The 12,231-nt window shown below is 54.5% G+C and carries 12 protein-coding genes; 8 read left to right on the forward strand and 4 right to left on the reverse strand.

From position 1 onward, the window contains the following. Positions 1-56 precede the first annotated feature (56 nt). Positions 57-308 (forward strand): hypothetical protein, encoded by a 252-nt coding sequence (locus tag FGI04_RS16375; RefSeq protein WP_168364844.1) that lies wholly within the window; start codon positions 57-59, stop codon positions 306-308. Positions 309-334: 26 nt separating this feature from the next. Then, positions 335-619, forward strand: coding sequence for a hypothetical protein (locus tag FGI04_RS16380; RefSeq protein ID WP_342698871.1), 285 nt, complete (start codon positions 335-337; stop codon positions 617-619). Positions 620-634: 15 nt separating this feature from the next. Here FGI04_RS16380 and rhaR read toward each other — a convergent pair whose 3' ends face one another. Both rhaR and rhaS read right to left on the reverse strand, forming a co-directional pair. Further along, a complete protein-coding gene (gene rhaR, locus FGI04_RS16385) occupies positions 635-1,489 on the reverse strand; it encodes an HTH-type transcriptional activator RhaR (protein WP_038906953.1) in 855 nt (284 codons plus the stop codon). A 44-nt stretch (positions 1,490-1,533) separates the two neighbouring features. Further along, complete coding sequence (gene rhaS, locus FGI04_RS16390; RefSeq protein ID WP_012883212.1) at positions 1,534-2,370, reverse strand: HTH-type transcriptional activator RhaS; 837 nt, start codon at positions 2,368-2,370, stop codon at positions 1,534-1,536. 340 nt (positions 2,371-2,710) lie between these two features. On the opposite strand from rhaS, the gene rhaB reads away from it, so the two are divergent. From rhaB to FGI04_RS16415, 5 genes are all read left to right on the forward strand, one after another. After that, positions 2,711-4,183 (forward strand): rhamnulokinase, encoded by a 1,473-nt coding sequence (gene rhaB, locus FGI04_RS16395; RefSeq protein WP_407340066.1) that lies wholly within the window; start codon positions 2,711-2,713, stop codon positions 4,181-4,183. Beyond that, positions 4,180-5,436 (forward strand): L-rhamnose isomerase, encoded by a 1,257-nt coding sequence (locus FGI04_RS16400; protein WP_407336994.1) that lies wholly within the window; start codon positions 4,180-4,182, stop codon positions 5,434-5,436. Before rhaB ends, FGI04_RS16400 begins: the two co-directional genes overlap by 4 nt. 23 nt (positions 5,437-5,459) lie before the next feature. Then, positions 5,460-6,290, forward strand: a complete 831-nt coding sequence (rhaD, locus tag FGI04_RS16405) for a rhamnulose-1-phosphate aldolase (RefSeq protein ID WP_342698874.1) — start codon at positions 5,460-5,462, stop codon at positions 6,288-6,290. A 178-nt stretch (positions 6,291-6,468) separates the two neighbouring features. Then, positions 6,469-6,783: an L-rhamnose mutarotase gene (gene rhaM, locus FGI04_RS16410; protein WP_407336995.1), complete on the forward strand. Its 315-nt coding sequence runs from the start codon at positions 6,469-6,471 to the stop codon at positions 6,781-6,783. 323 nt (positions 6,784-7,106) lie between these two features. Next, on the forward strand, positions 7,107-8,702 hold the full coding sequence (locus FGI04_RS16415) for a methyl-accepting chemotaxis protein (protein WP_342698876.1): 1,596 nt from the start codon (positions 7,107-7,109) through the stop codon (positions 8,700-8,702). A 125-nt stretch (positions 8,703-8,827) separates the two neighbouring features. Here the strand turns inward: FGI04_RS16415 and FGI04_RS16420 are convergent, their stop codons facing one another. Both FGI04_RS16420 and FGI04_RS16425 read right to left on the reverse strand, forming a co-directional pair. Continuing rightward, positions 8,828-9,634 (reverse strand): IclR family transcriptional regulator, encoded by an 807-nt coding sequence (locus FGI04_RS16420; protein ID WP_407274458.1) that lies wholly within the window; start codon positions 9,632-9,634, stop codon positions 8,828-8,830. A 173-nt stretch (positions 9,635-9,807) separates the two neighbouring features. Then, a complete protein-coding gene (locus tag FGI04_RS16425) occupies positions 9,808-10,518 on the reverse strand; it encodes a phosphohydrolase (protein WP_407336996.1) in 711 nt (236 codons plus the stop codon). A 413-nt stretch (positions 10,519-10,931) separates the two neighbouring features. Here FGI04_RS16425 and FGI04_RS16430 point away from each other — a divergent pair, with 413 nt between their 5' ends. Next, a complete protein-coding gene (locus FGI04_RS16430; protein WP_407322177.1) occupies positions 10,932-12,167 on the forward strand; it encodes an MFS transporter in 1,236 nt (411 codons plus the stop codon). The last annotated feature ends 64 nt before the right edge of the window (positions 12,168-12,231 follow it).

Consider the following 12,231-nt stretch of genomic DNA (forward strand, 5'->3'; position numbering starts at 1 on the left):
TACTATCCTCTACTCGCAGGCCATAACACCAAAATGGATAATAAAGGTTTTCGCTGATGGTACAGCTGGTCAAAATACTGTTTTTTCTTATCCTTTACGTGATATCGCTACACTATATTCATCCCTATCCGATAACATTTACCCGCAGCATGACCGACCGGCTTGTCACCGTTGCTAACTACCTGGGATTTAGCGATCCTGAGTGGTTCTACCTGCTGGCGGTGTTAATGATTAATATGATGATCACCGTGGTGCTATACGGCTTAAGTATGCGAGCATGGAAATACTGCCAATCTATGAAACGTTAACCAGAAAAATAAAACGATAATCACTAATGACCGGGTTTATCCATAAAGCGCTAAAGACCATTCTATTTCTTGCTTTATTTCTATTATCGGTACGCTATGTCCATACTTACCCATTGCCTATGACCAAAGATCAAGTGACACTGCTCTTTACGCTGTCTGACGCTTTTGGGGTTCGCGATCCTGAAGATCTCTACATTTCAGCAATGCTGGTGCTTGAGATCATTACTACCATTATTGCCTATTCACTCATCATAAAACTCTGGCGCTATTACCGCACCTCACGCTCAGCACGGCAACCTTACTCGAAATAATGAGCCGCCACTGGCTCACACTTTAGCGCCAGACTGAAAGCGCTGCCGGTAACCGCTGGGGGTGACGCCGAATGCCTGATGAAATACCACGGAAAAATAATTGCTGTCGTCAAAACCGCATTCAGCCGCCACCTCGCTGATGGTTTGCCGGTTGTGGCGCAGCAATTCCATCGCCCGACAGAGCCGCAACTGGCGCAGGTATTGCGCCACGCTCATACCGGTCTGTTGTTTGAAGCGACTACGCAGGCTACGCATGCTGATGCCGTGCAACTGGCAGAAATCCTCCAGCCGAAATGGTCGGGCAATGCTGGCGCGCAGCGCATTCATCAACAAATCCAGTTGCTGGGCATCCGCCAGTTGGGTGCTTTCCGGTGCGTAACGATACCGCATCGCCAGTAGTGCAATCTGCAACAGCAGTACTTCGCTAAGCTGTAACGACAGCGGGTCTGATTTCATGCACTCCTGCGCCAGGTTTTCCACTTTGTCGCGCAGGATATCCATGCTCTGGGTCGCCAGCCGCCAGTAACGTTGCTGCTGCGAGACCTCACCGCCGGGCAACAAATTTTGCCAGTCGGCAGGCAGCGTCAGGCGCTCGCGGATATAGAGAATATTGTCCAGCTCCAGATCGTGCACCGATTCATAACTGTGACGATCACGGGCGGAGACATAAAACAGATCGCCGCAGGTGATGCGATAAGGCACGTCATTCCACAGATGCAGGCCATTGCCGCGCCAGACAATCACCAGCTCGTCAAAGTCGTGGTGATGCAACGGAAACGCGGGCTGCGGGCTGCGCTCCGCCACCGTGACCGTATTTTTATCGGTAAGAAAGTAATCTTCCGTTCGTAGCTTTAACCCACGGGATGGCACAGCCTGTCGCCCCTGTCACGTTAGAGCCTATCCCATTAGGGCTCTTAGTCCTCACACAGCGCCTGATGGCGCAACGCTTTCGGGGCCAGCGAAAAGGCTTTGCGGAACTGGGTGGAGAAGTGATTACTGTCACTGAAACCACAATCATGGGCGATGGTGGTAATCGAGTCATCACTGTGCTGCAACCGACGCCGCGCTTCCAGCAGACGCAACCGGTTCAGGTAACGCTGCGGCGTCATGCCGGTGCGCTGTTTTACCTGTCGGTGTAGCGTACGCAACGACAGCGAAAAACGGTCCGCCAGCGTGTCCCAGTCCACCTCTTCGCAGAAGTTATGCTGCAACCAGCCCAGCAACGCCTGAATCCCCAGCCGCTCGCTGCCGTCCCCCTGCGTCTGAAAGCTCTTTTGCCGCAGCAGCACCAGAATTTGCAGGAACAGGCTTTCGCTGGTCGCAATATCTTCCGGTCGTTCATGGCGCGCCAGCGCCGCCAGCTGCAGAATCAACTGCTTGACCTGCTGCTGCGTCCCGGCATTCAGTTGCCATTGTCCCAGCCACTCACCATTCGCGCCATACGGCAGAAACGGCGCGATATCCGACAGAAAACGGAACCCACGCGGCGAGCGATACAACACATTGGTCAGGTGCAGTTCCTCCACCTGCTCAAACAGATGGCGATCGTTGTCGCGCACGAAAAACACCGCCCCGCTACAGAGCGCGAAGGGTTGATCGTTGAACACGTGCACACCTGCACCTTGCTCGACCAGCACTATCTCCCAAAAGTCGTGATAGTGCTCGGGAAAGGCATGCTGCGGCATCCGGGGTTCTACGGCGACTGTCGCCGCGGGTGAAACAAAAAACTCCTCACCATGAAGTTGTGTCATGTCATCTTCCCCCTGACTGATTCACCTGTCAGATAGCGTAGTCAGAAGGGCGGCCCCTGCGCCTTAAAATAGCGCCGCGACATGGCCCTCGCGAGGTCATTTTTTCAAGATCCAGCCGTTAAATCACTGAAATGTGGTCAGGATCACAGGCGTTTATCGCTCATCCAACGCGGGTCACTCACCGGCTATCACCGCAAATCGTGAACCGCTTCACAGCCAACTTTGCCATTTTGCCATCCCCATTTTTCAGGTGGCACTCACCCAAAGGTGCCGCCGCCGCAACTTTCCTACACTGCCAAACACAGTCACCCACACCTTATCGATAACGGAGAGAACAGCAATGGCGGTCAGGCATTATGTGGCGATCGATCTTGGTGCTTCCAGCGGACGGGTCATGCTGGCATCGCTGGAAACCGAAACCCGCCGGTTAACGCTGGAGGAAATTCACCGTTTCAGCAACCCGCTGCGTCATTGGCAGGGGCATCACCTGTGGGATCTGGACGAACTGGAACGCCAGATTAGACACGGGCTTGAAACCATCGACGCCCGCGGCATTCACCCGGTCAGCATCGGTATCGACAGTTGGGGGGTGGATATGGTCGCGCTGGATAAGCAAGGTAACCGGCTGGGCCTGACCTACTCTTACCGTGACCATCGCACCGATGGCCAGATGGCACAGGTCACCGCCGAACTGGGCCGCGAGCGCCTCTACCGCCAGACCGGCATTCAGTTTTTGCCGTTCAATACCCTCTACCAACTGCGGGCGCTGCGCCAGCAGGAACCGGACGTTTGGGGGCAGGTGGCGCATCTGCTGCTGATCCCGGATTATTTTCACTACCGGTTAACCGGCCAGATAGCCTGCGAATACACCAACGCCAGCACCACACAGTTGCTGAATCTGGACAGCGGTGACTGGGACCACAGTCTGCTGGATTATCTGGGCATACCGCCCAACTGGCTTGCCACCCCGCATCAACCGGGCCAGCGGCTCGGCGAGTGGATAGCGCCCAGCGGCCGTGCGATACCGGTCGTAAGCGTGGCGACCCACGATACCGCCAGCGCGGTGGTCGCCACCCCGCTGACCGATGCAGACAGTGCTTATCTCAGCTCCGGTACCTGGTCGCTTATCGGCATTGAAAGCCATACACCGCTGACCGGCCCGGCGGCGCTGGCCGCGAACCTCACCAATGAAGGGGGTGTCGGCGGCCGTTATCGGGTACTGAAAAATATTATGGGGCTCTGGCTATTACAACGGGTATGTCAGGAACAACAGGTCACCGACCTGCCCGCCTTGCTCGAATCGGCGGCAGCACAACCGGGCTTTGTCAGCCTGATAAACCCAAACGACGAACGGCTGATTAACCCGCCTTCCATGAGCGATGCCCTGCGCGAACTCTGCCGTGAATACGACCAGCCACAGCCTGTCGGCACGGTGGCGCTGGTGCGCTGCATTCTGGATAGCCTGGCGTTGTCCTACCATCAGGGGCTGCTGACACTCGGCGCGCTGCGCGGCACGCCGTTACGCCATTTGCATGTTGTCGGCGGCGGTAGCCGCAACCACCTGCTCAACCAACTGTGTGCTGATGTCTGTCAGGTGCCGGTGCTAGCCGGTCCGGTTGAGGCCTCGACCCTCGGCAATATCGGCTGTCAGTTGATAGCCCAGGGCGACGTGGCAAACCTGGAGGCGTTTCGTCGTCTTCTCACCGACAACATCCCGCTACAACCGTTTATCCCCCAACAGGATAGTGATTTTGCTGATCACTGGCGTCGTTTTCAGGCGCTGTGTCAGAGTAATGAGGAGCTCACCGTATGAATACCGCACTAGAGACAGCCTGGCGTCTGGCCCAGGAACGTTACGCCCGCCTGAACATCGATGTGGATGCCGCACTGCGCCAGCTCGATCAGATTCCGGTTTCCATCCACTGCTGGCAGGGTGATGACGTCACCGGCTTCGAACACAACGGCGGGGCGTTGACCGGCGGTATTCAGGCAACCGGTAACTACCCCGGTAAGGCACGCGACGCCAGCGAATTACGCGCCGACCTGGAGCAAGCCTTTCGCCACATTCCCGGCCCGAAACGCCTTAATCTGCATGCTATCTATCTGGAATCGGAGACGCCAGTGGCGCGTAATGCCATCGAACCACAGCATTTCAGCAACTGGGTCGCGTGGGCCAAAGAACAGCATCTGGGGCTGGATTTTAACCCAACCTGTTTTTCACACCCCTTTAGCAGCGACGGCTTTACCCTGTCACACCCGGACGAAAAAATACGTCGCTTCTGGATAGAACACTGTCAGGCCAGCCGCCGCATTTCCGCCTGGTTCGGCCGCGAGCTGGGGACAGCCTCGGTCATGAATATCTGGATCCCGGACGGGATGAAAGACCTGACGGTAGACAGGCTGGCATTCCGCCAACGGTTGCTGGCGTCACTGGACGAGGTGATCGCAGAAAAACTGGATCCGGCCCACCATATCGATGCTGTAGAGAGCAAGCTGTTCGGGTTAGGGGCGGAAAGTTTTACCGTCGGCTCCGGCGAGTTTTACATGGGGTACGCCACCAGTCGCCAGACAGCGCTCTGTCTGGACGCCGGGCACTTCCACCCCACTGAAGTGATCTCCGACAAGATCTCCAGCGCCAGCCTGTTTGTGCCACGCCTGCTGCTGCACGTCAGCCGCCCGGTACGTTGGGACAGCGACCACGTGGTGCTGCTGGATGACGAAACCCAGGCCATCGCCCATGAAATCGTGCGCCATCACCTGTTTAACCGGGTGCATATCGGGCTGGATTTCTTCGACGCCTCCATCAACCGCATCGCCGCCTGGGTTATAGGCACCCGCAACATGAAAAAAGCCTTGCTGCGCGCGTTGCTGGAACCCACTGACACGCTGCGCTCGCTGGAACAAAACGGTGACTACACCGCCCGTCTGGCACTGCTGGAAGAACAGAAATCGCTACCGTGGCAGGCGGTGTGGGAGCACTACTGCCAGCAACATGACGTCATGCCCGGCAGCGACTGGCTGCAATCGGTACGTCACTACGAAAACACCGTTCTCTGTCAACGTTAATCGGTCAACGTTAAGGATTCACCATGCAATCAATTCTCTCCTCCTGGTTTGTACAGGGAATGATCAAAGCCACCAGCGATATGTGGCTCAAAGGCTGGGATGAGCGCAACGGCGGCAACATCAGCCTGCGCCTGACCACAGACGACGTGACGCCATTTGAAAGCGATTTCTATCCACATCCGCGCCATGAAGCGCTGTCTCAGCCCATGCCGGAACTGGCAGGCTGTTGGTTTATCGTCACCGGATCCGGCAAGTTCTTCCGCAACGTACAACTGGACCCAGCGGACAATCTGGTGCTATTGCAGGTGAATGGCGACGGTCGTGGTTATCGTATTTTCTGGGGGTTGACCCACGGCGGCCTGCCGACTTCCGAGCTGGCGGCCCATTTCCAGTCGCACATTGTGCGTATGAAGGTCAGCGGTGGACGGGATCGGGTGATCATGCATTGCCACGCCACCAACCTGATCGCGCTGAGCTATGTGCTGGAACTGAACAGTGCCACCTTCACCCGTGAGCTATGGGAAGGCAGTACCGAATGTCTGGTGGTGTTTCCAGACGGCGTAGGGATTGTCCCGTGGATGGTGCCAGGGACGGACGCTATCGGCGATGCGACGGCGGAACAAATGCAACACCACTCGCTGGTATTGTGGCCGTTCCACGGTATTTTCGGCACCGGCCCCTCGCTGGATGATGCCTTCGGCCTGATCGACACTGCTGAGAAATCGGCACAAGTGATGGTCAAGGTGCGTTCGATGGGCGGGAAAAAGCAGACCATCTCGACCGAAGAGCTGATCGCCCTCGGCCAGCGCTTTGGGGTTACGCCAATGGCGGCTGCCTTGCATCCCCTCGCATAACAGGCAGGCTCGCCTCAGTCTCCAGGACACCCGGCGGGCAGCGACAACAGCCGGGTTCACCGTCAGGTGACAGCGGGTGAAACCGGGTTATTGCACGCTGCCCGCCGGGACACAGGGACATTTCCCCGCCTCATGCGGGATAACCGTTTTCGCGATCACTCGCCACAGGATGACCATCATGTTGAGAAAAGCCTTTGTGATGCAGGTCTTTCCGGAATGCCACGACGAATACCAACGTCGCCACACGCCTATCTGGCCGGAATTGGAGGCCGAGTTAAAAGCCCACGGCGCGCACCATTACAGTATTTTCCTCGACCCGACTCGCCACCTGCTGTTCGCGTATGTGGAAATCGAATCAGAGGCACGCTGGAATGCCATCGCCCAGACTAACGTCTGCCAGCGCTGGTGGAAATACATGACAGAGGTGATGCCCGCCAACCCGGACAACAGCCCCGTCAGCGCTGAACTCGCCCCGGTTTTCTATCTTGACTAACCCGGTGGGCACCACGCAATAAGGCGAAATGCTACCGGGTGCCCGCCTCGTGGCGGTCGTCACCGACATCCATTCATACTATTATTTTTTTTGTATGAAACGGCGTGATTCAAAGAATAGCGCCGCCCCATCATGACATCACGCCATAACTATTTCGCTGACTCATAAAAACGATAAAAAATCACCCATCGTTGTCACAAAAACGCCGTTCCAAAAATAAAAAACAATTTGCCAAAATGATGACCAGAACGTATCACGGGAATAAATTTTTGAATTACCATGCCGTTACTAAAGATACCGTCCGTTAATAAAAGAAAGCTGCGATGAAAAAACTCTCACAATTAACTGTCTTCTCCAAGCTCCTGCTCGGTTTCTCCGTGCTCATCGTCATGATGTTGTTGTTGGGGATTGTGGCTATCTACCAGCTCAATGCCAGTGATAATAATGTTGTCGCATTCAAAGACAGCCGTATGCCGGGGGTGCGTTATACGCTGGAAATGCGCGGCATGCTGTCGGAAATTCGACTGCAGCAGGTGCAATATATCGCCTCAAAAACCCCACAAGAAGTCGAGGGCCATCGGGTTGAATTATTACAGGATCAGGATCTGTTTCTTAAGGCGCAGGCCAACTACGCCAACCTGCTGAAGAATGCACCACAGGAAAAACAAGCTTTATTCAATCAGGTGGTGGATAACTTTAAGAACTTCGTCGATGTCAACGCCAAGGTCATCGAGGCTGTTAACGGTGGGAAGTTGGATGAAGCCAGCAAAATCAGCGGTGCCGTTTCCGCCAAATACCGCACCCAGTTAATGAAAGATCTGGCGCAATTGGTGGATATGGAAATTGCCTCTGGCGATCAGGCCGGGGCAGTGTCAGAGGAAGGCTATAAGCATGCGCTGTATATGCTCTCCGGTCTGCTGGTGCTGGCACTTATCGCCACCGCGGTCATCACGACACTGATCACTCGCAGTCTGTCGCGCCAATTGGGCGGCGAGCCTGATTACGCCGCCGCCATCATGAACCAGGTGGCATCAGGCAATCTGTGCGTACCGATTGCACTTCGCCACGGCGACACCACCAGCTTACTGGCTACCATGAAGTTCATGAACGATAAGCTGGCGGAAATCATCCGGGGTATTGTTGATGGCAGCGAGTCTATTTCACTGGCAGCCAGCGAAATAGCGCAGGGTAACAGTGACTTGTCACAGCGTACCGAAGAGCAGGCCGCATCGCTGGTGCAAACCTCCTCCAACATGCAGCAGATTACCGAAACGGTAAAACGTAACGCGGACAACGCCCATCAGGCTAGCGAACTAGCGCGGCAAACCTCGCAGACGGCGGTGCACGGCGGCAACGTGGTGGATGACATGCTCAAGCGGATGCATGAAATCTCCCACAGTTCGCAGAAGATCGTCGATATTATCTCGGTGATTGAAGGCATCGCCTTCCAGACCAATATTCTGGCGCTCAACGCAGCGGTGGAAGCGGCACGTGCCGGTGAGCAAGGTAAGGGATTTGCTGTTGTGGCCGGTGAAGTGCGTAACCTGGCGCAAAAGAGTGCCAACGCCGCCAAAGAGATCAAAACGCTGATCGAAGGTACGGTCGAGAAAATTACCGATGGCTCCCGCCATGCGGATACCGCCAATCAGGCGATGGAGGACATCGTCAGTTCGGTCAACAAAGTCACCGACATCGTGGCTGAAATCTCGATGGCGTCCAACGAACAGCATCAGGGGATTAAGGAAATCAGCGTCGCCATCGATCAGATGGATCGCGTCACCCAGCAGAACGCGGCGCTGGTCGAGCAAGCCGCCACTGCCGCACAGTCTATGACGGAACAAGGCGAGCAGTTGCGCGACTCCGTTCGCTTCTTCCAGTTAGGTACGCAAACTCAGCAATCCGCACTGCGTCTTAACTAACTGATACAAACGGGCCGTCTTACGACGGCCCGTTTGTTCTGCTTGTCCGCTCCTTGCTGTTCTTCAACTCTTCTCAATCCCCTTTTCTCCTGACCTTTATCCCCCGCAACCCGAAAGGATGCGCTTCACCGCTCATCAGGCAGGGCTTTCAGTGCCAGCGAAAGCGCCTGGGCGGTCTGGCGTAACGGCGTTAACAACGTTTCTTCATCGATTTGGCGTAACTTGGCCGAAGAGAGTGACAGCGAAATGGCGTACTTCACCCGCTGATCCGCACCAAATACCGGCGCTGCCATGCAGGATACGCCGACTTCATGCTCTTCCCTGTCGAACGCGACCCCACACCGACGCACATCTTCCAGTTCGCGCTTCATGTGGCACGGATCGGTAATGGTAGAGGGGGTCAGCTTGCGAATAGGCGGCTGATGCTTGTTCCAGTAGGCAAAGAGCGCGTCGTCCGTATCATCAGCTAAGAACAGCTTCCCCATCGCCGAGCTGAATAACGTCATCTGCTGTCCCAGATACGCGAGGGTACGCAGCATACCGATAGTCGGCTCCTGCTTATGGATCAAAATGCAGTAGTCGCCTTCGCGTCTGGAAAAATTGACGGTCTCACCGGTCGCCGCGTTCAATGCCTGCAACGGCGGTGCAATCAGTCGCAGCACCTCTGGCGGTGCCAGTGATGTCTGCCCGACGGTAATAAACCGGGTGGTCAAACGATAGCTGCCCGCCGCAGGTGCCGGGGTCACGTAGCCGCACGCCTGTAACCCCTGCAACAAGCGATGCACGGTACTTTTATTAAGTTGGGCCAACCCGGCCAGGTGGGCCAGCGGGCAACCATTCGGGTAATTGCTTAAAATCTCAAGCAGTAGAAATCCCCGTAACAGGCTTTGATTACCCGCCGGTTTCTCATGACTGTGCGACAACGCTCCCATCCATCCGTCCCTCTGACTGAATAGTTTCGCTTATCGATAGCATGATTCGACATTATATGACGTGATCTCAGCCGCTCTGCGTGTACATCGCTGCCATTTTTCATCACCGATGACAGCCCAACGCTCACCAGGACAGCAAAAAACCGTCGGCCCTGCGCGCGAACAGGCCGTTATCAGACCAGCCAGGGGTGCCAGGCTTTAAAACATTCACGCACCTGAGGGTCAAGCCGTGTTGGGTCGCCATTCACTTCCCCCGATAGTTTGGCAAGAAAATCCACCAGCCAGGAGGCATTCGCTTCAGCAATGCGTTTCCCCTCTGCCGTATTCATGGTTTCTGGCAGGCGCATCAGTTTGACGCGGAAGTGATCCAGCGTGTAGAGGCTATCGTCCAGCTCACGCTCGCAGGCAAACAAGTCTTGCGAGTCAAATAACGGACGCCCCATCATGCCTGCCACATAAAACACTCGCGCCAGCCCCAACGCACCGAGTGAATCCAGTCGGTCGGCATCCTGCACGATTTTGGCTTCCAGGGTTTCTGCGGGGATACCGGCGCTAAAACTGTGCGCTTCAACCGCATGGAACAGCGCCGAATGCAGCTCACGGGGGAAATCAGGAAAATCACGCGACACAATACGCACCGCTTCTTCCGCCGACATACGTGACGCCCGGCTACGATCCGGATGATTTTTCGGCACCAGCACAATGTCATGCAGATACGCCGCGGCGATAATCACCCGCAGATCGCCACCTTCTTTCTGTTGAATGTGACGGGCGCTATTGGCCACCCGCACCAGATGGTGGTGATCATGCGCACTATCGGTGGAGTCCGCCAAATGCCGGGCGACGTATTGACTCAGTACCTGCTCAAAACCGGGTAAATCCATGCTGCACTCCTGCGTTCATCTGTCTACTGTGACAGAATAGTCAGAAAGTCATGACAACAACATGACTGATACATTCAGTGTTTTTCTGCAAATTTGATAATAAGCGGTGAAATTATTTAAACAAAAAATGTTTATTACTCGTTTTGTCAATAAATAAACATTTACTTTCTCAGCAACACATTATTATATTTACCCCCTTACACGATGCCGTAGCGTTTATTTTCTACTTCCCGCTTACGTCATTTTTTTAATTTACAAAACATGACCTGATATACCCTAAATAATTCGGGTAGCAGAACGCGACGGTGCAGCACATCCTCAGCGGCTGATAGAGCAATCAGCAAGGATGGCGAAAAAAACCGGCGTATCCGCCACTTGAACATAACAGGGATACTGTCAGGGGTATTTATCCCATGAGTCCGGTTTTGCTATTTTTTCTCACATTGGTGTTTATCGCCGATGGCTTGATGGTGTTCCTTATTCCGGTACTGGTCTATGCCGAAACCCAAAGCCTGACCTATTCCGGTTTGTCTTATATGTTATGGTGGCTGCCACGTATCGTGATAACCCCGGCGCTCGGCGTATTGATTGACCGCCTGGGGGTGCGCCCTGTATCCATCGCTTCCGATGCGCTCAAGGCATTCGGTTGCCTGCTGCTGTGCCTGGTGCTGAATTTTAACGAGCAACCGTTGATTCTGGCTTTAGCCTGTGGGTTGCTGGGTGCGGGGGTTTCCATCGGTAACGCGCAAACCATTACTGCCGTGGAAAAACTGATCGCCGCCCACAGTCGTCATATTGACCGCGATGCTAATGTATTGACCCGATTAGATTTACTCGGCATGGTGCTGGGGCCGCTGATCGGTATGGCATTATACGAATACGGTTTTCTGACACTGCTGTATATTGCCGCCACACTCTATTTATGCAACGCATATTATTTTCTGACCTCTCGCCTGTTTACTTTCACATCAGACGATGTATCAGAAAATAAAATGAATACACCACAATCTACCAAAATAAATTCATTTCCGTTACTAACGATCATCAAAAATCCATTTATTATTTTGATGATCGTACTGGCGCTGGGAAATAATATGTTTGATGGGTTAGTGGAGTCCAGCGGTGCGGCATTGATTGAAAATCGAATGGGATTATCAGTGAAATATTTTGGTTTCATTGATATCTGCGCCGGTGCGGCAGGATTTTTATCCACACTGGTTTATGGTGCCGCCCTCAACCGTCTGAGCCGGGAAACACTGCTGGCGATCGGACTGGGTCTTATCGTCATCGCCTCGCTGCTGCTGACCACGACGCTCGACCAGTTAGGGCCCTTCCTGATCTTCTATTCACTGGGTATTGTCGGCAAGGTATTTACCGGCAATATCATGCGTACACTGCGCCTGACGCTCATCCCTTACGAGCGACTGGCCAGCACCTCATCGCTCATTGCGCTGTTGAACCAGTCAGTGCTGCCGTTGATGGGAGTCTTTCTGTTTTTGTCCGAGCACGAAGGCTGGCCGCTAACCCGATTTATGCATATTGCTATCACACTTTCGCTACTGGCAGGCGTTGGGTTGTTGATTGGCCTGCGGCGTAAAAAACGGGAAAACACGCCGTTGCCCTCTCCCCACCCCGATATATCCCATTGATACGATGCTTCGCCTCGTCGGTGGTCAGCCTGTATCAATGTATGTCCAACAGTATGAAAATTTT

Origin of the sequence: Dickeya ananatis (assembly GCF_019464615.1) — a bacterium.
GTDB classification, from domain to species: Bacteria; Pseudomonadota; Gammaproteobacteria; order Enterobacterales; family Enterobacteriaceae; genus Dickeya; species Dickeya oryzae.